This window comes from Microbulbifer thermotolerans, assembly GCF_001617625.1.
GTDB lineage: Bacteria > Pseudomonadota > Gammaproteobacteria > Pseudomonadales > Cellvibrionaceae > Microbulbifer > Microbulbifer thermotolerans.
In genome coordinates, this window is sequence record NZ_CP014864.1 from 1,728,699 (window position 1) to 1,751,510 (window position 22,812).

Annotated in this window: 21 protein-coding genes; 12 read left to right on the plus strand and 9 right to left on the minus strand. The window is 58.6% G+C overall.

Features of this window, described 5'->3' with window-relative positions; all coding sequences use genetic code 11:
* Positions 1–115: 115 nt before the first annotated feature.
* Together greB and A3224_RS07305 are read right to left on the minus strand one after the other, a co-directional pair.
* A complete protein-coding gene (gene greB / locus A3224_RS07300) occupies positions 116–628 on the minus strand; it encodes a transcription elongation factor GreB (RefSeq protein WP_067152999.1) in 513 nt (170 codons plus the stop codon).
* Between the two features lie 16 nt (positions 629–644).
* Positions 645–2,591, minus strand: a complete 1,947-nt coding sequence (locus tag A3224_RS07305) for a S9 family peptidase (protein WP_067157646.1) — start codon at positions 2,589–2,591, stop codon at positions 645–647.
* A gap of 404 nt (positions 2,592–2,995) precedes the next feature.
* Between A3224_RS07305 and A3224_RS07310 the strand changes: the two genes are divergently transcribed.
* Complete coding sequence (locus A3224_RS07310) at positions 2,996–5,473, plus strand: M48 family metalloprotease (RefSeq protein WP_067153001.1); 2,478 nt, start codon at positions 2,996–2,998, stop codon at positions 5,471–5,473.
* A gap of 8 nt (positions 5,474–5,481) precedes the next feature.
* On the opposite strand, the gene yciH is transcribed toward A3224_RS07310, so the two are convergent.
* On the minus strand, positions 5,482–5,805 hold the full coding sequence (gene yciH / locus A3224_RS07315; RefSeq protein WP_067157648.1) for a stress response translation initiation inhibitor YciH: 324 nt from the start codon (positions 5,803–5,805) through the stop codon (positions 5,482–5,484).
* Positions 5,806–5,925: 120 nt separating this feature from the next.
* Between yciH and A3224_RS07320 the strand changes: the two genes are divergently transcribed.
* Positions 5,926–6,753 (plus strand): ion transporter, encoded by an 828-nt coding sequence (locus A3224_RS07320; protein ID WP_067153004.1) that lies wholly within the window; start codon positions 5,926–5,928, stop codon positions 6,751–6,753.
* Between the two features lie 42 nt (positions 6,754–6,795).
* On the opposite strand, the gene A3224_RS07325 is transcribed toward A3224_RS07320, so the two are convergent.
* Positions 6,796–7,260, minus strand: coding sequence for a PaaI family thioesterase (locus tag A3224_RS07325; RefSeq protein WP_067153006.1), 465 nt, complete (start codon positions 7,258–7,260; stop codon positions 6,796–6,798).
* 100 nt (positions 7,261–7,360) lie between these two features.
* On the opposite strand from A3224_RS07325, the gene A3224_RS07330 reads away from it, so the two are divergent.
* The 7 genes from A3224_RS07330 to A3224_RS07360 all read left to right on the plus strand — a co-directional run bounded on the left by A3224_RS07330 (position 7,361) and on the right by A3224_RS07360 (position 13,140).
* Positions 7,361–8,506, plus strand: a complete 1,146-nt coding sequence (locus A3224_RS07330; RefSeq protein ID WP_067153008.1) for a serine hydrolase domain-containing protein — start codon at positions 7,361–7,363, stop codon at positions 8,504–8,506.
* Between the two features lie 14 nt (positions 8,507–8,520).
* Positions 8,521–8,748 (plus strand): SlyX family protein, encoded by a 228-nt coding sequence (locus tag A3224_RS07335; RefSeq protein ID WP_067157650.1) that lies wholly within the window; start codon positions 8,521–8,523, stop codon positions 8,746–8,748.
* Between the two features lie 970 nt (positions 8,749–9,718).
* The gene (locus A3224_RS07340; RefSeq protein WP_067153010.1) at positions 9,719–10,369 is read left to right on the plus strand and encodes an OmpA family protein; all 651 of its coding nucleotides are present in this window, start codon (positions 9,719–9,721) and stop codon (positions 10,367–10,369) included.
* A 65-nt stretch (positions 10,370–10,434) separates the two neighbouring features.
* The gene (locus tag A3224_RS07345) at positions 10,435–10,893 is read left to right on the plus strand and encodes a hypothetical protein (protein WP_139223270.1); all 459 of its coding nucleotides are present in this window, start codon (positions 10,435–10,437) and stop codon (positions 10,891–10,893) included.
* A 508-nt stretch (positions 10,894–11,401) separates the two neighbouring features.
* Positions 11,402–11,866: a hypothetical protein gene (locus A3224_RS07350; RefSeq protein ID WP_067153015.1), complete on the plus strand. Its 465-nt coding sequence runs from the start codon at positions 11,402–11,404 to the stop codon at positions 11,864–11,866.
* A gap of 66 nt (positions 11,867–11,932) precedes the next feature.
* Positions 11,933–12,301, plus strand: coding sequence for a SpoIIAA family protein (locus A3224_RS07355; RefSeq protein ID WP_067153017.1), 369 nt, complete (start codon positions 11,933–11,935; stop codon positions 12,299–12,301).
* 35 nt (positions 12,302–12,336) lie between these two features.
* The gene (locus tag A3224_RS07360) at positions 12,337–13,140 is read left to right on the plus strand and encodes a class I SAM-dependent methyltransferase (RefSeq protein ID WP_067153019.1); all 804 of its coding nucleotides are present in this window, start codon (positions 12,337–12,339) and stop codon (positions 13,138–13,140) included.
* Positions 13,141–13,517: 377 nt separating this feature from the next.
* On the opposite strand, the gene A3224_RS07365 is transcribed toward A3224_RS07360, so the two are convergent.
* From A3224_RS07365 to A3224_RS07380, 4 genes are all read right to left on the minus strand, one after another.
* Complete coding sequence (locus A3224_RS07365) at positions 13,518–14,903, minus strand: L-serine ammonia-lyase (RefSeq protein WP_067153021.1); 1,386 nt, start codon at positions 14,901–14,903, stop codon at positions 13,518–13,520.
* Between the two features lie 193 nt (positions 14,904–15,096).
* The gene (gene cmoB / locus A3224_RS07370; protein WP_067153023.1) at positions 15,097–16,074 is read right to left on the minus strand and encodes a tRNA 5-methoxyuridine(34)/uridine 5-oxyacetic acid(34) synthase CmoB; all 978 of its coding nucleotides are present in this window, start codon (positions 16,072–16,074) and stop codon (positions 15,097–15,099) included.
* 82 nt (positions 16,075–16,156) lie between these two features.
* Positions 16,157–16,984, minus strand: a complete 828-nt coding sequence (gene cmoA, locus A3224_RS07375) for a carboxy-S-adenosyl-L-methionine synthase CmoA (protein WP_067153025.1) — start codon at positions 16,982–16,984, stop codon at positions 16,157–16,159.
* Positions 16,984–19,893, minus strand: a complete 2,910-nt coding sequence (locus A3224_RS07380) for an insulinase family protein (protein ID WP_067153027.1) — start codon at positions 19,891–19,893, stop codon at positions 16,984–16,986. Before A3224_RS07380 ends, cmoA begins: the two co-directional genes overlap by 1 nt.
* Before the next feature lie 283 nt (positions 19,894–20,176).
* Here A3224_RS07380 and A3224_RS07385 point away from each other — a divergent pair, with 283 nt between their 5' ends.
* The 3 genes from A3224_RS07385 to A3224_RS07395 are packed head-to-tail and all read left to right on the plus strand — an operon-like array spanning position 20,177 to position 21,999.
* Positions 20,177–20,887: a DUF599 domain-containing protein gene (locus A3224_RS07385; RefSeq protein ID WP_231902492.1), complete on the plus strand. Its 711-nt coding sequence runs from the start codon at positions 20,177–20,179 to the stop codon at positions 20,885–20,887.
* A complete protein-coding gene (locus A3224_RS07390) occupies positions 20,888–21,220 on the plus strand; it encodes a nucleotide pyrophosphohydrolase (RefSeq protein WP_067153029.1) in 333 nt (110 codons plus the stop codon).
* The gene (locus A3224_RS07395; protein WP_067153032.1) at positions 21,217–21,999 is read left to right on the plus strand and encodes a methyltransferase; all 783 of its coding nucleotides are present in this window, start codon (positions 21,217–21,219) and stop codon (positions 21,997–21,999) included. Before A3224_RS07390 ends, A3224_RS07395 begins: the two co-directional genes overlap by 4 nt.
* Before the next feature lie 301 nt (positions 22,000–22,300).
* Here the strand turns inward: A3224_RS07395 and A3224_RS07400 are convergent, their stop codons facing one another.
* Positions 22,301–22,801, minus strand: a complete 501-nt coding sequence (locus A3224_RS07400; RefSeq protein WP_067153034.1) for a J domain-containing protein — start codon at positions 22,799–22,801, stop codon at positions 22,301–22,303.
* Between the last annotated feature and the right edge of the window lie 11 nt (positions 22,802–22,812).

Here is a 22,812-nt window from a genome sequence, read left to right on the forward strand (position 1 = left end):
GTGGGTGTGAAATCGAATTTTTCAAGGGCGCGAAATGATTTTTTTTTCGTAGCCGCTGGATAGGCCGGTAAGAACAGAACCATCGGGGTTCAGTGGCGGGCAGCCTGCGGAGTATCTATGTCTTGTCGGGCTGCTCGTAGCGGATATCTACAATGTAGTAGCGAGTCCAACGGTCACTGTTCTTGAGCTCCACCTCGTCATCGAGACGTCGGCCCAGCAGGGCGCGGGCCACGGGGGAGTCCATGGAGATCAACCCAGCCTTTACGTTGAATTCGTCAGGGCCGACGATGCGGTAGGTTTTACTATTGCCCTCGTCGTCTTCGAGAGTTACCCAGGCGCCGAAGAAGACCTTTTCCGTATCTTCCGGGATGCGGTCCACCACAGTGACTTCCTCCAACCGCTTGGTGAGGAAACGCACCCGGCTGTCGATTTCGCGCAGGCGTTTCTTGCCGTAGATATAGTCCGCATTTTCGGAGCGATCCCCCAGCTTGGCGGCCTCGCTGACAGCGTGGGTAACGCGGGGTCGCTCCACTTCCCACAGTTGTTTCAGTTCAGCGCGCATACGCCGCGCGCCTTCTGGTGTGATATAGCGGGAGCCGCGCGGGCGCGGTGGTCTCCATCTTGCCATTGTGTATTACTCGTTATTACAGGTTCTCAATGGTAATGCCGGGGCCGGATTCCGGCAGAGGGAAATTGAAAATGCGGCTGTAGAATTCCAGCTCGCCTTCCAGTGACATTTTTATGTTTTCGCCACTGCGGAATCCGTGCCCTTCATTTGCGAAGGTAATATAAGCCACCGGTATACCGCGCCGTCTCAGCGCATCGGCCATGGTTTTCGCCTGGCTGGGAGGCACTACCTTGTCTTCTAAACCCTGGAAGAAGATTACCGGGCAGTTCAGCTGTTCCACGTGTTGGATCGGCGACCGTTCTCGGTAAATGGCTTCCGCTTCCGGCCAGGGGCCCACTAACTTGTCCAGATAACGGGATTCGAATTTGTGCGTGTCCCGAGCCAGTGTGGTGAGATCGCCGATACCATAGTGACTGGCTCCGGCCTTAAATGTATTGTGGAAAGTCAGTGCCGCGAGTACCGTGTAACCGCCGGCACTGCCGCCCTTGATCAACAGCCGCTCCGGGTCCGCCAGCCCCTTGGCGACCAGGTATTCAGCCCCGGCGCAGACGTCCTCTACATCGGTGATTCCCCAGCTGCCGCGCAGACGTTCCCGGTAAGCGCGGCCAAAGCCGGTGCTGCCGGAATAGTTGACATCCAGAATGGCAAAGCCGCGGCTGGTCCAGTACTGGATTTTCAGATTTAGCCCGGCGGAGGTGGCTCCGGTGGGACCGCCATGGCTGAATACAATCAGCGGTGGTTTTTCACCTTCCGGCGCTGTGTAGGCCGGATTGTGTGGCGGATAGTAAAAGCCGTACACACTGCGTCCGCCAGCGGGGAATTCAATTTCTTGGGCAATGGAGAAAAGCGCTGGTTGCAGAGTGGTGTTATTGCTGCTGGCGATGGTCTCGAATTTACCGCTGTGGCTGTTGTAGGACACCACCGCCGGGAAGCGATCGGCGCCAGCGGCGATCATCACGGCGCTGTGGCTTTCACAGCGGACACTTTCGATGTCGCAGTAGGGGAGTGCCAGCAGCCGGTGCTCGCCGCTGTGAATATCGATGGTTGCCAATTGCCAGCGGCCGCTTTCGGTGAAAGTGCACAGGATTTCGTCTGAGGTTAGAAAACCGTAGGTGGACATACCGAATACCCACTGCGGTGTGGCGAATTCGGCTTTTTTTTCCCACAGTGGACGCTCGCTGCCCAGGCGGTAGATGTTCCACCAGTTGCTTTTGTCCGAGACATAAAACAGCTCCCCCTCCGGGGACCACTGTGGCTGGAAAATCGATTCCCCGCTGCCACCGGCGACCTGGGCGACATCACTTACGTTTCCATCGGCATCCAGTTCGGCCACACAGAGTTCAGTGGCATCCCAGGGCATGTCCGGGTGGTGCCAGCGCAGAAAGCAGAGCCGGTCGCCTTTGGGGTTCAGTCGGGGATTGGAATAAAAGTCGGCGCCCTGAGCGAGAATGCGTGGTGCATTCTGCAGTGGTCGGTCCAGATCAATGGACAGTATGCGTGCCACCGGCTGTCCGCCTCGGGCGCATGGAGTGTGGTCTTCCTCCACGCACAATAGGCGATTGCGTTTGCGGTCGAGGGTGAGATCAGCATAGCGGCTGTTGTTTTCCGCGGTAATGGGTTCTGGCAGCTGGCTGTTCAAATCCATGCGGTAGATTTGCTGGTCGTCCGCCAGTACAAAGTAGACGGTGTTGCCGTCGACCAAATAGCTGCCACCGCCGTATTCGTGCGCTTTGGAGCGGATACTAAGGGGCGCCGGGAGCACATCGCGCCTGCCTTCTTGCGGGGAAAACTGCACTAGCACAGAGCGGCCCTTTTCCGCCGGGCGGGATTCCAGCCAATAGTAGCGCCCGTCCACCAGGCTGGCTTCACTCAGGCGCACACTGCCTTGGACCAGCAGATCCGCATCTATGGAGGATCTCCAGCTGCCGAATGGAGCGGTTTTTACTGCGGTGGCGTCGCTCATGGGGTTGCTTCCTTTTTTTGCCTGGGGCGGTTCGCGGCGAATTCTGCCGGTCGCCGGCAGGCAATACAAGCCGTTGGGGAGGCGGTCGCTGGTCATCTACTTTAGTGCGCGCGCGGATCAATATGTGGGCTCCTCGAAAGAGAGGCGTGTGTGTAGCAGCGCGGCGTATGGGGAAGCCCCTCTCCGTGTGTATTTTCACGTCGTGCATGGGGCGTGCTACTCAGTAAAGACGGGTTTTTTTCTCTTTGAATCTGTGCGCCCCACCGGCTTTTGTAAAAAACGCCGCCAGTGGCCATTCCGTTGAGAACCAGTGCTCACCCTATGCTGGCGGAATCCATTAGGCTCCGCCGCTCATTCGGTTCAAATGTGACACTGCCTGTCACTTATTGTCTGGGGAGCGCGCAATGTCCGGGCAGGAAAAATATCAGCTGGTTTCCGCGGGAAAGACGCTGCGTGCCAGGGCGCCGGAGGAGGTGCTGCGGGATGCGGCACAGGCTTTTTCCATTCCTCTGTCCCAGGCGCGTAGGTTGTTGCTCAAGGGTTGGGTGATCAAGGACCAACTATCGTCGAAACAAGCGCTGGAATACCGCGTACGGCTGCAGCAAATCGGCCTCAAAGTGGAGGTGTTTCCGGCCGGAAAGTTTGATAACCGAGCACTGGTTGCGCGGATGCAGTTCGCGCAGAAGCGGCGGGCGCGAGCCTCCGCCCAGTCAGTAAAAAAAGCGGCGCGGGTCAAGCCGGACTCCCCTACGGCGGCGGCGCCTTCGGCAGAGAAGCCACGCGACAGTGCCAGAGCGCAGATCGATGCGCTATTTGTCGAAGCGTCACCGGCCGTGAGCGAGTCTCCGGCGGAAAAAATGCAGCTGTTGCTGGGGCTCTTCCCGGCGGCACTGGTTCCGGCGCTGTTTGTTTTTTTGGCGGGAGTGTGTGCATACGGCGCGGCAAGCGCGCTGTGGCGGATTCCCCAGGCGGTTTTTGCGGGGCAATTCAGTGCGCTCACCGCTGTCGGTAGTTTGTTTGCGATATTGATGGCCGCATTTGTCGCAGCACTTTTCGTCTGGCCTTTTTTTGCCGGTCGGCGTCTGGCGCAGCCGGAGTGGCGCGCGGTGCCGCTGAAGCGGCAGGAGGCGCCGGGTTTATACCTTTTACTGGAGGTGTTGGCCGAAAAGGCCGGCCTGCCAGTCGCGGACCGCATATCCGTAACTGCCGGTGTAGAGGTGCTGACGCAGCCCGGGCTGACGGATATTCGCCACCAGCGACTGCCTCTCAACATCGGGTTGGCAGCGGTGCGCTCGCTGAGTGGTGGTGAAATGCTGGCCCTGGTCGCCCAGGCACTGGGGATTTACCGGGGCCAGTTGAGCGGGCTTGCCACTTGGCTGGTACTGGATAGCGCACGGCGACTGCAGCGAATGCAGTGGGCGCTGGAAAACGAGCGCCATATACTCGCCCCCAAGGGGGAGCCCCGTGGGCTCAAATCACTACACACTTTCTTCGCTGCCTGTGGTGGGGTACTACTGCCCCTGGTGGATCGCTTGTGTGAATGGCACCGCCTGTTGACGGGGGCTCTTGCGCGTCTGTTGGTGCGTAGGGGCGATGCCTGGGCCGCGCAAATACTCGGCAGCGAAGGCTATGCCCATTTCGCGGAAAAGTGGCACCAGTTGATTCACGCGGAGTTGCTCGTATCGGAAATCAACCGCGAGGCATCGGTATCAGGGCAGCGGCTGCGGGATTACCCCGAGGCGGTGCACTGGATATTGAACAACCTCGACGGCGAGACCCGCTCCAATATCGAATTGGCAATGGCGCAGACCAGCGATGCCTGGGATGTTACCCAGCCGCCTGACAACGACCGTATTGCCGCGGTCGAGGCGCTTAATCTGCAACCGCTGGTCGGGCGGGATTTTTCCTTCCGCAAGTTGTTTGACAACCCCGAGGCCGCTGCCGAGGCGGTCAGTGCTTTGGTGGCTCCCGATGGGGCACGCCCAGTGGAAAACCGGCAGCTGCTCTGCGTCAGCAAGGAGGCGGAGCAGGCGCAAAAGGTATTGGGAGAGTACTTCAATCAAATGCCCCCGCGCCGCTTCCTGGCGCTGGAGCTGCCCGCGGGTGAGACGATGCAGTCGATGGATTTGCAAGAGACGGTTGACTGGTTGCGGAGCAAGCTGGTCGAGCTGCGGGAGCTGGAACAGCGCGGCGAGGAGTTGCGTGCACGCGGCGCGGCCATGCAGCTGGGCACAGGCCTGATCAAAATTCAGGAAAAGATCGATCCGCGGGCGTTCTTCCTCAGCGGTGCCACGCCGGCGGCGGCGGAGGAATGTATCCGCGACAACCGGGTCCAGCGGGGAGAGCTGCAGCAACAGTTAACGCAGATTCACCGGGTTTTCTTTTTGCGCGTGCAGCGCGCGCTACAATCCATGTCCGCAGCTGAGCGGCAGCCGGCCCAGCGGCAGCTTGCGGCATTGCGCGCCTATTCGGATCTGGCGCTGCGATTGGAGAAGTTGGAGAGCTACGTGGACATTCTTAGCCTGATGATCGACCGCTTGTCTCTCCAAGCCGCTCAGCGCGAACTGGTACAAAAATATTTTTTAATGGCGGGGCAGGCGCTGGAGGGGCTCCTCACAGCGGTAAAGGCTTCCGCGGATCTGCGCGCTCTGGGCCTGGATACGGCGCTGCGGGAGCGCCTGGGTGACACTGCGTCAATGGCACTGCCGCAGCGGCGCCAGGAACTCGTGGATGCTTTGCAGGCACTGGAACTCAGAAGCAAGAATGCCTGTGCGGCCATTTACGAACACTACCGGATACAGTTGGCGCGGTTGGTGGAACTCTGCCTGAAAAGAGAGCAGGCGCTGCAGATTCGCCCGCTGCGCTTGGTGAAGCAGGTGTAGAGGCGGCTTCAGCCGCCCGCCATCTTCACTGTGAAACCCTTCGCCTCGAGTAGGGCTTTGACTTCGCTGCGCTTGTCGCCCTGGATCTCGATCACCCCGTCTTTGAGAGCTCCGCCGCAGCCACAGCGTTTCTTCAGCTCCGCCAGCAGCAGCTTCAGTTCTGCATCGGTGCCGCCGAGGCCGCGCACACAGGTTACTCCTTTGCCTTTGCGCCCCTTGGTTTCACGCTGGATGCGCACTACGCCATCGCCCTCGCGGCGGATTTCCGTTTTAGACGTTTCCTTGATGCGCCCCCGGTCGGTGGAGTAGACGAGGCGGCTTTCTTTTTTCATGGCAACCACTATTTCACCCGTTTTCGACCGCGCAAGGGTACGGTACCAGGCCGGGTCTGTCACCTGTCGCTTCCGGTAAAAAGGCGCCGGCGCTATAGTGCGGTTTTTTCCGGAGGAACCATGGCACTGACAGGTAGACGAAAATGGCTCAATGAGGTGATTTTCGGTACGGATACACCGGCCGGAAGAAACTTCGATGTTTTTTTGATCTGGGCCATCCTGGTCAGTGTCGGGCTGGTGTTGCTGGCTTCGGTGGAGCGCATTGCCGGCCGTTACGGTGAAACCCTCTTTGCGCTCGAGTGGTTTTTTACCGCTTTGTTTACCGTCGAGTACTTCTTGCGTATCTACTGTGCCGTGGAGCGCCGCCGTTATATCTTCAGTTTTTACGGTATTGTCGATCTGCTGGCGATATTACCGAGTTATTTGGCACTGGTGTACACCGGAGCAAGCTATCTGCTGGTTGTGCGGTTGTTGCGGGTGTTGCGCATATTCCGTGTGCTCAAGTTGGTGCGTTATCTGCGCGATGCCAATGTGCTGTTGCGATCATTTGGCCTGGCGCGGCGCAAGATATTGGTCTTTTACGCCAGCGTACTGGTAATGTGTGTGATATTCGGTGCGCTGATGTTCCTGGTGGAGGGCCCCGGACACGGCTTCACCAGTATCCCGAAGAGCGTTTACTGGGCCATTGTGACCATTACCACCGTGGGCTACGGCGATATTTCGCCACACACCGTGCTGGGGCAGGCGATTGCCTCCATGACCATGTTGATCGGCTATTCCATTATTGCCGTGCCCACCGGCATAGTGACCGCGGAACTGGCTTCCGAGCTGCATCAGGAACGCAGTCTGCGCCGCTGCGATAACTGCAGCCGGGCGGGGCACGATCGGGATGCGGAGTACTGTAAGTACTGTGGCTACAAGTTGGAGGACCTCCATGCGGAGCTGTAGCCGTCGCATTTGCGCTATCGTTACGGCACTGCCGCGCCCGGATTACCAGTTGTCCGGCACCCGCACTGCCACCACCTCGGCCGTGGCGCAAACGCGTCCACTGCTGTAGAGGGTGCAGTGCAGCAGCGTTTTTCGATTTGAGCGTTCGATGATGGTTGCCTCGAGAATGACCGGCTTGTCGATGGCTGCCGGTGCGCGGTAGTTCACCTCCAGTTTCCCGGTGGCATACCAGATTTTGTCTCCTGTGCCCGGGTCTCGTCCCGCCTGCCGGTAGGCATCGGCGATGGCTGTGCACACCGTGTGGCAATCGATTACGGTGGCTATGATACCGCCGTTTAGGTATTGCTGTGGGCCCGCATTGTGATGGGGGAGCGGCAGGAACTCGCAGCGGGTTTTATCTTCACCATCCCAGTAGCTTTTGATGCGCAGTCCCCGTTCATTTTCCGGGCCGCAGCCGAAACAGTGGTTGCCCGGGATCTGATCCTGTATTGCCTTTTGTTCACTCATTGTTGTGTTCCCAGTTGATTCGGCGCCATGCTAACGATTTGAGCCGGGCTGTGGAAGAAACTACTATTGCGCCTCATTTTACCCCGCAGGATGGAGACCCATGGAGATCTATGGTTTTTGCGCCCCCGGTTTGGAGCCGCTGTACGATACCTTTGCCGCCAATTTCCGCGAGTGCGGCGACAGCGGTGCAGCTTTTGCGGTGCGTCAGCACGGTGAACTGGTCGTGTCCCTGTGGGCGGGTAGCGCGGACCGCAACGGTGAAACTCCCTATACCGAAGATACTCTGGCCAATGTTTTCTCCTCTTCTAAAGGGGTATTGGCGCTGTTGGTACTGCAGCAGGTGGCAGAGGGCAGGCTGGATCTGGATCGGCCAGTGGCGGATTACTGGCCTGAGTTTGCCGCGGCCGGCAAGGCGCAAGTTACTGCGCGGCAGTTACTGTGCCACCGCGCGGGCCTGGTGGCATTCCGCGAAAAGGTTGCTGACAGCCTGATCTATGACTGGCCCGGGGCCTGTGCCCAGGTGGCTGCTACCGAACCCTGGTGGGAGCCCGGCAGCAAGCAGGGCTATGCGCCATTCCTATACGGCTGGAGTCTCGGCGGTCTGCTCGAGCGTGTCGCCGCCACCGGACTGCTGCAACTGTATCGGCAAGGGCTGGGGGGGACCCTGGATCTGGATGGGGGCTTCGGCGCCGTGGGCCATAAATCAAGCCGGATTGCGGATGTGGGGCCACTCAAACAGCCGTTGCCTGAATTGCGTGAGAATGCCGTGGGCCGGGCGATCAAGGAGGATCGCAAGGGTCCGGTGGCCATGGCCTTTACCAATCCCATGAGCCTGATGATGGGCACCAACAGTGCCGAGTGGCGCGGTGCACTGATACCTGCCGCCAACGGTCACTTCAGTGCCCGTGACCTGGCCACAATCTACGGGGATCTCGCTGCAGAACAACCGCGGACTCTGCCCAAAGTGCTGGTGGAAGAGGCCGGGCGGGAACAGAGTCGCGGGCGCGACGCGGTGCTGCAAGCAGAAGTGAGTTTTGGTTGCGGTTATATCCTCAGTGGCAGGGCTGCGGATCTGCGCTTTGGCGGCGAGCACGGCTTCGGCCATCCCGGTGCCGGTGGCAGTGTCGGATTCGCCGATCCGGATCGGGGCCTCGGCTGCGGGTATGTCACCACGCGCCTGGGCCAAAGCCTGTTTATGGATCGGCGTTCGGTGCGTTTGGTGGAACACCTGTATCAATTGTTGTGAAGGGCGGTACGGTTATGGAACAACGTATGGCGGAATTGTCGGCGAGGGTGGAGGAGTTGGAGAGCCGCGTTGCCTTCCAGGAGGACCTCCTGGGGCAGCTCAACGATGTGATTGCCGCACAGGATGCGGATATCCGGCAGCTGGTGGCACAAGTGCGTGAGCTGGCGGAAAAGTACCGGGATCTGACGTTTGAGATACAAGGTGGCGCCGGTAGCCGGAACGAAAAGCCGCCGCACTATTAGGGATAGGGAGCCTCTGATTAATTGGCTCCTGGACGACAAAGAGACATATCACCCAAATGAGAAGCTCAGGTGGTGGGATGGATATTTCGAAACCGTCGGATACAAGGAGGTATCCGGCGGAGCTACAGGAGAGTGCTCGTGCGTTTTCGAAATATCCATCCCATTACCTGAGCGCCCCGGAACCAACGACTGTGCTCAGGTGAATTCATCTGAGGCTCCTTAGGATCTTCTGCTGAATTCACACGGGAGCTATGCCGCTTTCGCGCGCTCGGGCCAAGGGGGGATAGCGGGAAAACGCATCTTTTCTTCCCCATCGCTCAGGGCCTGTGTCCGAGGGGGCAAAGTTTCAGCCTCGTGATACTCGGCACGTGTGTTATCCCTGCGCGGAAGCGGAGACGACAGAATGAGTAGTCGCCAGGGGGATTTCTGATTGGTACAAACGTACCTTAATTACCAGCACGCTATAGTCCACTGTCATCTAATCATAAATTTTTCTTAAAAATTTATTTCCCACCTGGAAGTCAAGTATTGACAAAATTTTTTCCACATGTATTTGGCAATTGTGCGTGTTTATCCTCAGCTTGCGCCAAAGTGGTACGAAAGCACTTTAATACGACGTAAGCTACTGATTTATAAGGAAAAATTTAAAAAGGTTAAAAAGTGTTCGATTCGCTAAGGGTAAGAAATTTCGCTGGCTAGCGCTGACATTAAGCGGTTCTTGCACAGAGTTATCCACAGAATTTGTGGAAGAAAGAGCGCGCTTCGGGTGGCGTATGGGTCGACGGCATCTTAACAATCCCTGACACTTCTGCCGTCGAGATTTGAGCGGTAAGCAGTAGACGTGCCTGCTTTTTCGCCATAGGCTTCGCTACCGAAATGAAGGGGCGATTCAGCTGCCAGACAGCTGTATCCGGCATACTTCCCCTCACTCGACACATTTCATCGAAAAAAAGCGTTAGGAGAGTCTTAGATGAAAAAAATGGTAGCAATTCTCGCACTGGGCTCGCTGGTAGGCTGTACCACGCTGGATCCTTACACCGGGGAGAGCAAGACCAGTAACGCCGCAAAGGGGGCCGGTATCGGTGCCGTGGCGGGAGCCATCATCGGTGCGGCTACCGCCAGCAAAAAAGACCGTGAGAAGGGCGCTATTACCGGCGCACTGGGCGGTGCGGCCATCGGCGGTGGTATCGGCTACTATATGGATCGTCAGGAAATGGCGTTGCGCCAACGCCTGGAGGGAACTGGCGTACGAGTACAGCGTGAAGGCGACAACATCCGTTTGATTATGCCGGGCAACATTACCTTTGCCACCAACCGCGCGGATATTCGCTCCGACTTCTATGACACCCTGGACTCCGTCATTCTGGTACTCAAGGAGTTTGACCAGACCGCAATCCGCGTCAGTGGTCACACCGATAGCACAGGTTCTGATGTTTATAACCAAACACTGAGTGAGCGCCGCGCCAATTCCGTTGCCAACTTCTTTGTCAGCCGTGGGGTTGCGGCAGGCCGCGTGCAAGCGGTGGGCTACGGAGAGCGCTACCCCATTGCCAGCAACGACACAGAGTCTGGCCGCCAAGCCAACCGCAGGGTGGAGCTGGAGCTGTTGCCGCTCAAATAACACGGGAACAAAGGGCACTCTGGTGCCCTTTTTTGTGGGCGCAAGACAAGATAAGGAGGCGTGGAGTGGATAACAACGGAAGTGGAAGGCGCCTGTCCGCAAGGGCAATTTTCCTCGGTTTGGCGATGTTGATCGCGCCCCTTTTTGCGGCGGCGCAGGTTGAGAACGGTGACACGCTCGCTGAGCGTTTTGCGGAAGCGGAGCTGGTCGCGCAGGTGCAGATTAACGCTATTCACCGGGATGTGGATAACGCCCTGTCCGAACCGGGCATGGTAGCCATTTCTGGCTACGTCTATTCAGCCACCTCCATGCGGGTCTGGAAGGGTAAGGCCGATGGTTTGATCGCTTTCCGGCTCGGCTTTGAGTCCTGTGACAAGAAATTGGAAAAGGGCGCCCGGTACCTGATATTTGCCAGTCCGGACAGCAAGGGCCGCCTGCAGCTGCGCGGTTGTGATGCTGTGATGGAAGAGTCCGAGGCCGCGCCCCTGCTGGCGCGTTTAAAACAGTTTCAGCTACAGGGGTAGAGCCCCTGGATACTTATGCGGGTGGACAGGGCGAGTGTTGGTTCACCCGCTTATCTCCTTCGCTGTGTGCTGGCAAAGAGGGCTGGTGGAAAGCCCGCGGAATTTTCTCTGTCGCTTTATCAGATAACTTTTTGGTGTGGCTGAAGCGGATCTTCACCCCCAGGGTGTAACGCACTGAAGCTTCCCGGGAACAAAGTGCCGTAGCTAGTGGTTTTTTGTTTCCCAGCACTGCACACTGATAAATCCTCTTGTTGTAATTTCGCTTTTTTTAATAGCAATTGGTGCTGAACAAGGGGAAGCATGTTCCTTGAAGAACCCAAAGGCCGAGTTATTCTTATCAATATTGGCGTCAACTTCTTTTGCCAACCCGCGTATCGCGGAGAACGGCTTGGCGTCAAGGGGCGAGTGGAGGGTGCAGAGTTACTGTTGGCCACCGGGGTCCGGTGCTGCAGCATGCCTCGCTACAAAAGTCTCAATACGCAACAGCCAGGGGTCAATAGGTGGGTTTATGAAAAAGCTTTTGCTTCCACTGATAATCTTGCTGCTGATTATCGGTTACTTTATGTCGCGCGGCGGCGATCACAAGGCCAAAGATGCCTATGATTCGCTCGATAAGCCCGGAACCGAACAACATATGGAGGATACCACTCCACCGGACAACACCGCCCCTCCAACTGATACTGAGACACCACCCGATGGCATGGGCACAGATATGCCACAGGAATCCGATCGGCCGGATACTGTGCCGCCGGGAGCGAGTAGTGATCCCTCGTTGATGGATAAAGCGGAGGGAGCTGCCAAGGATGTCGGAAAGGCTGTCGGCGACGCTGCGGAAGATGCCGGACGGGCGGTGAAGGACGCTGGTGATGCCACCAAGAAGGCCGCTGAAGATGCGGCGGACAAGCTGCGGGGCAAGCACACCGACAGTGATGAGAGTTCTGACAGCGACAGTGATGATGAACCGCAGAACTGATACTTTAATTTCACCACAGTCAGTGGAAGCCGCGCACCCGTCGCGGCTTCCGCTATACCGTGACAGATGATTGATCATAATTGGCACTGGGGACACAAAGTACTCGAAGTGCGGCCCTCGGGCCCTCTGGAGGAAGAAGATTTCCGGATACTGGCAGCTCAGGTGGACCCGGTAATCAGCGAGTATGGCCGGCTGAACGGGCTCTTGGTTGATGCGAGGGATTTTGCCGGCTGGGAGAGTTTTGCCACGCTTGTCTGTCACTGTAAATTTGTCCGCGATCACCACCGCTATATTCACCGGATCGCGGTGGTCTCCGATCACGGCCTGCTCGGTTATATGCCGCGCCTGGTCGACCATTTCGTCAGTGCCGAGGTCCGGCCTTTTCCCTCGGCGGACTATACGCGGGCGCTGGAGTGGCTCGCCGAGCCGGGTTAGCATTCCGCTCTTCTGAAACAACCTCTGGACAGGATGTGAGAAATCCATTGGCCCTGGTCGCCGGTGCGGCCGAATGCTTGCCCGAGGCCCGGGCACTGGCGGACGAGTTGAAAATCCCCTGTTTGGACTGCGTAGATCCGGTGGATATCGCCGAGCCGGCTTATGTGCTGCAGCTGGGTGCGCAGTTGCAACTGTGCGCTACCGGGCGCAAGGCACCCGGTCCGGTACTGGTGGATTTTGTCGGTGGCACGCTGGCGCACCGGCGCAAGTATGGCGGTGGCAAGGGACAGCAGATCGCCAAGGCGGTGGGGATACGGGGCGGATTTGGTCCGCGCGTAGTGGACGCGACCGCAGGCTTGGGGCGGGATGCCTTTGTGCTGGCGTCTCTCGGTTGTGCAGTGCATATGCTGGAGCGCAATACGGTTGTGCGCGCACTGTTACGGGATGGATTGGAAAGGTTGCGGCGGGCGGCGAGCGAAGATCCGACACTGGCTGAAATCGCCGCGCGCATGACCTTGGAGGAGCGGCCAATTTCTGCGCTGGATTGGCTCGCGCAGCAGCCGGCGAACTCAATACCCGTAGTCTATCTGGACCCGATGTTCCCCGCGCGGGACAAAAGTGCCAAAGTGAAAAAGGAGATGGCGGCTTTTCATCAGTTAGTCGGTTCTGACGAGGACGCGGACGCACTGCTGGCGCCGGCCTATGCCGCCTGCTATTACCGGGTGGTGGTCAAGCGTCCGCGTGTCGCCCCCTTCCTGGCCGGTAAAAAACCTGCCCTGTCACTGCAGGGTAAGTCGGGGCGCTTTGATATCTATACCAAGCACGGTATACCGACTTGACCGTTGGTAATGCCGTGTGGGAACACGGGACAATGGTGACCAATCGAGGGGATTGCCGCTCGGGGAACCTCTGATTTATGTGCAAAAGTGCTGTAGTTAGTATCGAGACGCTCAGGCTCTGAAGTCTCTTTACCGACAGGAATTAAACGCATCAGAAGTTCTCTAGGGAGCCACTGATTAATTCACCTGAGCACAGTCGTTGATTCCGGGGCGCTCAGGTAATGGTGGATATTTCGAAAACACACGAGTACTTTCCTGTAGCTCCGCCGGATACCTCCTTGTATCCGACGGTTTCGAAATATCCATCCCACCACCTGAGCTTCTTATTTGTGTGATATATCTCTTTGTCGTCCAGGAGCCAATTAATCAGAGGCTTCCTAGCAGTTCACCGCGTTTACCGCCAGTCCGCCGAGAGCGGTTTCCTTGTACTTGCTCTGCATATCGATACCCGTCTGGCGCATTGTTTCGATAACGCTGTCCAGCGGGACAACATGAGCGCCGTCTCCCCGCAGTGCCAGGCGTGCGGCGTTGATTGCCTTGACCGATCCCATGGTGTTGCGCTCGATACAGGGCACTTGTACAAGGCCGCCGATGGGGTCACAGGTAAGGCCCAGGTTGTGCTCCATGCCGATCTCGGCGGCGTTTTCTATCTGCTGGTTGCTGCCGCCCTGAACCGCTGCCAGACCCGCGGACGCCATGGAGCAGGCCACGCCGATTTCTCCCTGACAGCCTACTTCCGCCGCGGAAATAGAGGCGTTCTTCTTGTACAGCATGCCGATGGCGCCAGCGGTGAGCAGAAATTTGACCACCTGATCTTTCAGGTCGCCGTGCACCGCTGGGTCGTGGACAAAATTGACATAGTAGGCGATGACCGCAGGAATCACGCCGGCGGCGCCGTTCGTGGGGGCTGTGACGATCCGCCCGCGGGCCGCATTTTCTTCGTTGACCGCAAGGGCATAGAGGCTGACCCAGTCGAGAATAGCGAGACCGCTCCTGCGCTCTTCCTCCGATTGCCCGCTGAGTTCCCTGTAAAGCTCAGCCGCGCGACGGCGCACATTGAGACCGCCCGGCAGTATGCCCTGACGGCGGCAGCCGCGTTGGATGGAAGCGTCCATCACCTGCCAGATATGCCACAGACGATCGGTTACTTCCCGCTCACTGCGAAACGCTTTTTCGTTGGCCATGGCCAGCTCGGCAATGGTCCAGCCGTGTTTGTCGCACAATTCCATCAGCTGGCGGGCGGAGCTGAAGTCAAAGGGCAGCAAGGTGGCGATTTCCTCTTTGTGGGCGAAATCTTCTTCCGATAGCACGAAACCGCCGCCGATAGAGAAATAGCTGCGTTCGAACAGCAGCTCGCCGCCCCGATAGGCCTGGCAGGTCATGCCATTGGCGTGTTGCGGTAGGAATTGGTCGCCGTGGAAGATCAGGTCCCGGTTGCGATCAAAGGTAACGGGGTGGCTGCCCCCGAGTGCCAATTGGCTTTCCCGCGCTATGGCTTCAAGCCTGTCGTCGATACTGTCCACATCGATGGTATCCGGCGCCTCGCCGAGAAGGCCCATCAACACCGCCATGTCGGTGCCATGACCCACACCGGTCAGGGCCAGCGACCCGTACAGGTGGACTTGCACCCGCTCGGCTGCCTGTAGTTGCCCGCGTTTATCCAGGTCGTGGACGAATTGGCGGGCGGCGACCATGGGCCCCACGGTATGGGAGCTGGAGGGGCCAACGCCGATTTTAAAAAGTTCAAATACGCTAATGCTCATAAACGCTCTCGGGGCTGGACACCCGGATAATGCACCATTTGAGCGCAGACTGTGCCAGTCGTGCGGCACTGATCAAGAGGCAGGCGAGGAAAAGATAGAAAACTCTGAAACTAGCGCATTTACGCGTACAGAATCCTGCTTGGATGAGGGAAGCGCCGGCAAAATCGCAGGCGCTTACAACAGTTTCTGACTATTAGGTCGCGTTTGCGACCACAACGGCCCGTAGAGGCGCCGGATGCCCTTCAATGGTTTTGTGTGGCGATTTGGGGTCAAGAAAATCCGCCAGAGATTCGAAATGCATCCAGTCGGTGCGACGCTGTTCCTCAATGCTGGTCGTGTTGAGGTTCACTGTGCGTGGATTTTCAAAGCCGCATTTGCGCAGCCAGCTCTCCAAAGTGGCACAGCTGGGAATAAACCAAACGTTGCGCATCTTGGCATAACGCCCCTCGGGAACCAGGCACTCGCCCAATTCACCTTCAATGACCAGCGTCTCCAGGATCAGCTGACCGCCGGGGCGCAAAGTTTCGCGCAGTTCGCGCAGGTGATCCATCGGCGAGCGGCGGTGGTAGAGCACGCCCATGGAAAAGGTGGTATCGAAAGCGCGCAATCTGGGGGGCAGGGCCTCAATGCCGAGAGGCAGTAAGTCCACTGGCTGATCTTCGCCCAGGTATTTTTTCAGAGCGTAAAACTGCGCCACATATTTTGCCGAGGGGTCGATGCCGATCACCCGCCGTGCGCCGGCGCCGAAACTGCGCCAGCAGTGGTAGCCGTTGCCGCAGCCGACATCCAGTACCAAGTGATCCTTGAGTGGCGCCAGGTGCGGCAACACCCGGTCCCACTTCCAGTCCGAGCGCCACTCGGTGTCGATGGTGAGGCCGAATACTTCCCAGGGCCCCTTGCGCCAGGGGTGCAGTTTGCGCAGCTGTTGCTCCAGTTCCGCCAATTGTTCTGGAGAGGCGTCTTCTGCACTGCCGATACTTACCGCACATTGTACGTCGATGGTGGATGGGGCAATGTCCGGCAGTGCTCTGAGGGCCGCGTGCCAGTCCGGCAGGTCGCCCCAGCGGTGCGGGCTCAGGCCCTCGGCCACTTGTGCCGGGAGTTGTGCCAGCCAGGGGCGCAGCTCGGGAATATGCTGAAGGGCGGCGTAGAGCGGAGTGTAGTCGATCATCGATTAGGGTACCTCTGAAGAAGTCGCGTCCTGGCGGTAAAGATACTTCGGGGCCCGAAGGGCCCGGAATCAGCTACAGCGCTCATGGGGATTGAATCAGAGGCTCCTTGGCGTCACTAGCGCCGCTATGTGAGGGCGTCGGCTTCGCTTTAATCGCAATAAGAGAGGCAAAATTAAAACACTGAAACCAGACGTCCACGCTAGTGAAGCCCACGGCTTTCAGACGTTCGCGGTGGGTATCGAGGGTTTCCGGGATCAACACGTTTTCCAGCGCGGTGCGTTTCTGGGCGATTTCCAGTTCGCTATAGCCGTTGGCACGTTTGAAGGCGTGGTGCAGATCGATCATCAGTTCGCGGTGGTCCGGGTCAGTGAAGTCCACCTTTTCCGAGATGATCAGTATGCCGCCGGGACGCAGGCCGTCGTAAATCTTGCGCGCGATAGACAGGCGATCCGCCACCGGGACAAACTGCAGGGTGAAATTGAGCACCACCACGGAAGCGTTTTCAATCCGCACATTTTGCAGATCGTCACAGATCAGCTGCACCGGTATCCTGCCGCTGTCCGCCGCCAGCACTTTGCGCGCTTGCTCCACCATGGCTTCGGAATTGTCCACGGCGATAATCTCGCAATCCGCCGCCGGAATCCGGTGGCGCATGGCGAGGGTGGCCGCGCAGAGGGAGCTGCCCAGATCGTAACAGCGGCTGCCGGCCTGGGCATAGCGCTCGGCCAGAGTGCCGATCATCGCCACTATGGTGGTGTAACCGGGCACCGAACGCTGGATCATATCGGGGAAAACGTCAACGACGGACTGGTCGAAGGTAAAGCCGCTCACCTCGCCAAGTGGGCTCGCGTAGATATTGTCGCGTCGGATTGCGGTCCCGTGATTCTGCGGGTCGGAGTTTCGCCCCATCAAAGCTTCTCCTCCGTCAGGCCGAGATCCAGCCCTTCCGCGCGTCCCGCTTGTCCGGTAACGACTGCGGTGCTCGCTCTGTCCGGTGAGAGATAGGTGTCGGCAACTCGCTTGAGATCCTCCAGGCGCACCTCGGTCACCCGGCGGCGGAATTCCTGGCGCACCTGATGGGTGCGACCGTAAAGCGCGGAATGGAAGGCTTTCTTGGCTTCGCCAGCGGGGGAGCCGGGCTTGTCCAGAGCGCCCACCACGCCCAGTATGGCTTCTTCCACCTGTTCCTCTTTGTGGGGCTCCTCTGCGAGCCACTGCAGGGATGCGTCAAAGTCTTTGAGGGTTCCGGCCATGCGCGGATCGCGGTAGGAATAGAAGCGGAACACACCGATATTGCTGTCGTGACTGGCGCCGCCACCGTAGGCGCCACCCTGTTCGCGGATGGCCCGGTGCAGGAAGCCGTTGCGAAGGAATCCCCCCAGTACAGCCAGTGGCGCGGCATCCGGATGGGTGAAGGGCACTGTGGCATAGGCTTTTGCGCAGAAGTTGACCTGACTGTTGGCGATCCATAACTCTCTCGTCTGGCGGGGATCGAAGGGGGCGTTGGGATCCGCCGCAGCAAGGGCCGGTGCGGCGGCGAGGGGCGCCAGTGCCCGGCTGAAATCCTGCAGCCTGTCGCCTTCGCCGATCAAAAGGAACTGGCGCTGGGCCTTGAGAATTTTATTGTGAATGTCCCTCAGAGTGGCCGCGAGATTCTCCAGGGCCTGCTCGCGGTCGATATCGCGGACCAGGGTCTTCAGCTGGCGCAGACCCAGCAGGCCGCCGCTGGCGTGACTTTCGTAGGCGGCGCGGTTGTAGCCGGCGCTGGCGGCGGCCATGGCCAGGGCGTGGCCATTGCCGACGACGCTCTGATCGCGCCGGGCCAGCGTTTGCAGCAGTAGCTCCTTGATGCGCGGGAGTTCGTCAAAGCGCGCTTCTTCCACCGTCGCCTGCATCAGTTCGGTAAGTGCAGCCTGGTTGCGGGCCAGGGCCTTGCCGGAGAGCACGAAGTGACCGGAGAGCTGCTGCAAGTTGTCGATGGCGGTGCGGCTGCTGGTATATCCGTGCAGGGCGCCGGCGACGCGGGTCTGCCACTGCTGCACTTCCAGGTAATCCTTATTGCCGAGGCCCACTTCGCAGAGTATCTGGCAGTAGTAGGGCAGGAGTTGTTTTTCCTCCTCGCTGAATTCGGGCAGCGCGCAGATCAGTTGCTGATAGACGAGTCCATTGGTCCCTGTGCTGTAGCGGGTGAGCTTCCGGTCGCTTAGAGAAACCTCTTCACCTTCTACTTCGGGGAGTTGCGAGGGAATATCTTCGACGCCCACCTTGGGAAGGATGGATATGTCGTCTTCCTGTTGCTGGCGCTCCTGTAGAGCGCGGGCAGTCTGCACAATACGCTGTTTTTCGTTTTCATCGAGGCCAGCCTTGATTGCCGCCAGACGCGCTTTTTCCTCGGCTTCGCGGCGCTCGGCCAGCTTGTTATCTGGCGTCAACACCAGCCGTACCCGGTGCTGATTTTCCACCAGCAGTTGGCGCACCTTATCGGCGATAAAGCGGGGGTCCTTGATCTGTTCGCGCAATTTCTCCAGCGTGGGGTCTATATTCAACAGGCCGATGGCGTCGCCGCGGTGGGTGGCACCGGTTAGCGCGGTCAGTATCAGCTGCAGGCCGTATGGATAGCCGTCCCCGGTGATTTCGCGTTGGTGCAGTTCCAGTTGGTGCAGACTGGCGGCCACCTGTTCGTAGGGCAGCCCTTTCTCGGCCACTTCCTCGAGCACGGCGAGTATCTGTTTTTCCAGCTCGTCGGCGCGGTCCCGTTCGCTGCCTTCAATGCCGCAGACAAAGACCAGCTCGCGCTGGGAGTCGTCCAGCCCCACCAGTGGCGACGGGGCGGTCCCCAGGTCCGTGGTCTCCAGCAGTTTCATCAGTGGTGAAGCGCTGTTGTCCAGTAGCACGCCGGATATCAGGTGGGCGGTCAGTACGTCTTCCAGGTTGGTGACATCACCGAGCAGCCAGCCGAGCACAATATGGGTTTTCTTTTCGAGAGATTCCTCGTTGAGCGGGTAGTGCTCCTCGACGCGCAGCGGTGCCAGGTAGTGGTCTTCGCGCCCGACGGATATGGTCTCTTGCAATGGTTCGAATTTGTGCAGCGCTTTTTCCTCGAACACCGCTTGGTGTTCCGCGGCGGGAATATCGCCAAAGGTCATGAAGATAGCGTTGCTCGGGTGATAGTGGGAACGGTAAAAATCCACCAGCTGCTCATAGGTGAGCTTGGGGATATCCGCCGGATCGCCACCGGAGTTGTAGTGGTAGGTAGTGCTGGGGAAGAGGTATTTGCTCAGTGTCTGCCACAGTTGAGAGCCGACAGAGCTCATGGCGCCCTTCATTTCGTTGTAGACCACACCTTTGTAAACCAGCTCGCTGTCCGGGTTGTCCATCTCCGCGAACTCCAGACGGTGGCCCTCCTGTGCAAAATCCAGCGGATCGAGGCGGGAGAAGAAGACCGCATCCAGGTAGACGTCGAGCAGGTTGTTGAAGTCTTTGCGGTTTTGGCTGGCAAAGGGGTAGGCGGTCCAATCCGAACTGGTAAAGGCGTTCATAAAAGTGTTCAGGGAACGCCGTATCATAGTGAAGAAAGGATCGCGCACCGGGTACTTTTCGCTGCCGCAAAGCGCCGTGTGCTCAAGAATATGGGCCACACCGGTGGAGTCCTGGGGGACAGTACGCAGTGCCACCAGGAAGACGTTCTCCGGATTGTCTGCGGCGATATGCAGGTGCTGGGCGCCGGTCTTGATGTGGCGGTACTCTTCCACGCGTACACCGAGAGATTCGATTTCCGCGCTGGTAACCAGTTCGAAAGCAGGGTGTGAGTTGCTCAAAAGACAGCTCCGTTGATTTATGCAAATTCTGCGGCCGGCCAAGCCGGCATTGGGACACTATTCTACCGTTTGCCCCGCGGGGAATAACAGTATTGACACGGTTGTCGGCTGGGCCAAGACTTCGCTGCACAAAGATCGCGGAGGGGTAATTTTACGGGATCGTCGGCAAGCGGTCTGCGTTCTCCCACTGGTGGCCAAGTATCGCGACGCCTTTAATTTATGACTGAAACTGGCGATACTCGAGTAGACCGAGCATAACTGTAGACGAAGACGGAGTAATGCGTTGACTTGGCTGGATATCGCTAGCGTCAGTGGCTTTATGATTACCTGGGCGGGCTATACCGTGTTTGCGCGTAGGAAGGCGAAAGTGACCTGGTCCCTGTCTTCGTCCTTGCAGTGGTATCGGGTGGAGTGGATGCTGTGCATGCTACAGCGGGATATGCGCATGCCGGATGCCGCTATTATCGGCAACCTCGAACGGGTGATCGGCTTTTTCGCCTCTACCAGTATTCTGATCCTGGCGGGTTTGGTGACGGCGCTTTCCGCAAACAAGGCCGCGATAGAGGTGTTGAGCAGCCTGCCGTTCGGCGAGCAAACCGCGGAGCAGTTCGAGTTGAAGATACTGCTGTTAGTGCTCATTTTTATCTTTGCGTTTTTCAATTTCACCTGGTCCCTGCGCCAGTACTCTTTCGCCAATGTGCTGATGGGCGCCGCGCCGCCAGCGGATGCCGATGACATTACTGAGGAGGAGCGGCGCCGCTTTGCCATCAGTACCGCCAAGGTGATTGATCAGGCTGGGCACAGCTATAACTATGGCCTGCGATCCTATTACTTTGCGATGGCGGTCATGGGCTGGTTTATTCATCCGGTGCTTTTTATCGCCTGCTATCTGATGGTGGTCTGGGTGCTCTACCAGCGGGAATTCCGTTCGCGCACTCTCCAGGCCATACTGGCCGCGAAGGGGCGCGCAATGGAACAGCGATGGGATAAGTAAATGGATAGCAATACGATCCTCGCAGCCTTTGACGACGTTGCCCGCCGCCGCGGCTGGCAGCCGCTGCACAAGCCGAAGAATTTGGCCATGGCACTGTTCGTGGAAGTCGCCGAGTTGTGCCGGCACTTGCAGTGGCGCAGTGACGGGGAAATAGAGGCTATGATGCGCACCCCGGAAGCGGGCGAGGTGGCGGCAGAGCTGGCGGATATCCAGATGTACCTGATGAAATTGGCCGCGATACTGGACGTGGATATGGAGAAGGCTCTGGCCGAAAAGATTGCTGAAAACCGACGCCGCTGCGCGGATAAAACTGCGGAGGTCTATCCCGGATGACCTCAGACCGCAATTTTGACGATTTGGCGCACCGCTTTTGCAACCGCATCTACGGTGGTCTCAAAGGGGACATCCGCTTGGCCGTGCTGAACCGCGATTTGGCGCCATTGCTCGAGGAGGGCGGGCCGAGCCTGAAGGTGATTGATGCCGGCGGCGGTCAGGGGCAGTTCGCGATGGATCTGGCCGCCGCCGGGCATCGCGTTTTCCTGGCCGATATTTCCGCGCAGATGTTGGCGCAAGCCGAGCAACAGTTGCAGGAGCGGCAGCTGCAGGAACGGGTGACCCTGTTGCAGCGGCCACTGCAGGAGCTGGTGGAATTGCCGGAGCTGCAAAACGCCGATCTGGTGATCTGTCACGCTGTGCTGGAGTGGCTGGCACGGCCCAAGGAAGCGATCGACCGTTTGCGCGCGCTGCTGAAACCCGGTGGGCATCTGTCCCTGACCTTCTACAATCGGCGCGCCTTGGAATTCCGTTTGCTGCAGCGGGGCAGTTTCCGGCAGCTGGACCACAATATCGAAACGGGGCATTGGGGCGGCCATCCTGGCAGCCTTACGCCGCAGAATCCGCTGTTGCTGGAATGGGTGGGGGACTGGGTGGCCCAGGCGGGGCTCGCGGTTGTCGCCCACAGTGGCATTCGCTGTTTCCACGATTTTATGACGCCGGAAATGCGCGACCGCCTGCCCGCGGCGGCGATCGTGGAAAAGGAGCTGGCTTATTCCCGTGTGGAACCTTACCGGCAGCTGGCGCGCTATATCCACCTGCTCTGTATGTTGCCTTAGGGAACCTCTGATTAATTCGCGTGAACACTATGGTAGCTTCCGGGGCGCTCAGGCAATAGGACGGACATTTCGAAAACGCACGAGTACTTCCCTGTAGCTCCGACGGATACATCCCTGTATCCGACGGTTTCGAAATGCCCGTCCTATCACCTGAGCTTCACATCCGCCCCCGAAGCGCCTCTGCCATCAGAAAGTGACTTAATCAGAGGTTCCTTAGGCGTATCCAGCGTGATGGAAGGCGCGTGAGTTACTGGGGCCTGCAGAGGTTTCTGTGCCAGGCAGCGAATGTACCTGCGGTGTTCTAAAGGTCGCGCAGTAGCAACTCCTTTGCGGCATTGACCCGCGAGGCCAGATAATCACTGCCTCCCCGGTCCGGGTGCAATTTTTGGATCAACCTGCGGTGCGCATCGATAATTTCAGCGCGACTGGCGTTTTCGCCAACATTGAGTATGCGGCGCGCCTCGGTGGCGGTTAGCGGCGGCTGGCGGTCGGTATCGCCGCCGTTCCGCTCAGTTTGCTCTTTTCTGGCCTGGGCGTGGCGGGCCAACAGCGGTGCCAGCCACGGCAGGTGGCGGCCGAGCCAGCCGAGCGCTTTCCCGGCCAACGGCAATGCGACTGCCACGGCGGCGCCAACCCAGTGCAGGCGGCCGCTAATGGCGAGCAGCACCGCCGCTAGCGCCAGACCGATCAGCAGCCATTGCAGCAACAATTTGCGGCGCTCGCGCGGAGCGCTGGCTTTGAATTTTTGCCATGCCAGCCAGGCAAAGATACCGACGGCGATCAATAGAATGATGCGGGCCAAAGGTCAATCCT

Excerpts from the sequence above, each read along its gene's own strand:
- greB (WP_067152999.1), bottom strand. The coding sequence starts at position 628 with ATGGCAAGATGGAGACCACCGCGCCCGCGCGGCTCCCGCTATATCACA.
- A3224_RS07305 (WP_067157646.1), bottom strand. The coding sequence starts at position 2,591 with ATGAGCGACGCCACCGCAGTAAAAACCGCTCCATTCGGCAGCTGGAGA.
- A3224_RS07310 (WP_067153001.1), top strand. The coding sequence starts at position 2,996 with ATGTCCGGGCAGGAAAAATATCAGCTGGTTTCCGCGGGAAAGACGCTG.
- yciH (WP_067157648.1), bottom strand. The coding sequence starts at position 5,805 with ATGAAAAAAGAAAGCCGCCTCGTCTACTCCACCGACCGGGGGCGCATC.
- A3224_RS07320 (WP_067153004.1), top strand. The coding sequence starts at position 5,926 with ATGGCACTGACAGGTAGACGAAAATGGCTCAATGAGGTGATTTTCGGT.
- A3224_RS07325 (WP_067153006.1), bottom strand. The coding sequence starts at position 7,260 with ATGAGTGAACAAAAGGCAATACAGGATCAGATCCCGGGCAACCACTGT.
- A3224_RS07330 (WP_067153008.1), top strand. The coding sequence starts at position 7,361 with ATGGAGATCTATGGTTTTTGCGCCCCCGGTTTGGAGCCGCTGTACGAT.
- A3224_RS07335 (WP_067157650.1), top strand. The coding sequence starts at position 8,521 with ATGGAACAACGTATGGCGGAATTGTCGGCGAGGGTGGAGGAGTTGGAG.
- A3224_RS07340 (WP_067153010.1), top strand. The coding sequence starts at position 9,719 with ATGAAAAAAATGGTAGCAATTCTCGCACTGGGCTCGCTGGTAGGCTGT.
- A3224_RS07350 (WP_067153015.1), top strand. The coding sequence starts at position 11,402 with ATGAAAAAGCTTTTGCTTCCACTGATAATCTTGCTGCTGATTATCGGT.
- A3224_RS07355 (WP_067153017.1), top strand. The coding sequence starts at position 11,933 with ATGATTGATCATAATTGGCACTGGGGACACAAAGTACTCGAAGTGCGG.
- A3224_RS07365 (WP_067153021.1), bottom strand. The coding sequence starts at position 14,903 with ATGAGCATTAGCGTATTTGAACTTTTTAAAATCGGCGTTGGCCCCTCC.
- cmoB (WP_067153023.1), bottom strand. The coding sequence starts at position 16,074 with ATGATCGACTACACTCCGCTCTACGCCGCCCTTCAGCATATTCCCGAG.
- cmoA (WP_067153025.1), bottom strand. The coding sequence starts at position 16,984 with ATGGGGCGAAACTCCGACCCGCAGAATCACGGGACCGCAATCCGACGC.
- A3224_RS07390 (WP_067153029.1), top strand. The coding sequence starts at position 20,888 with ATGGATAGCAATACGATCCTCGCAGCCTTTGACGACGTTGCCCGCCGC.
- A3224_RS07395 (WP_067153032.1), top strand. The coding sequence starts at position 21,217 with ATGACCTCAGACCGCAATTTTGACGATTTGGCGCACCGCTTTTGCAAC.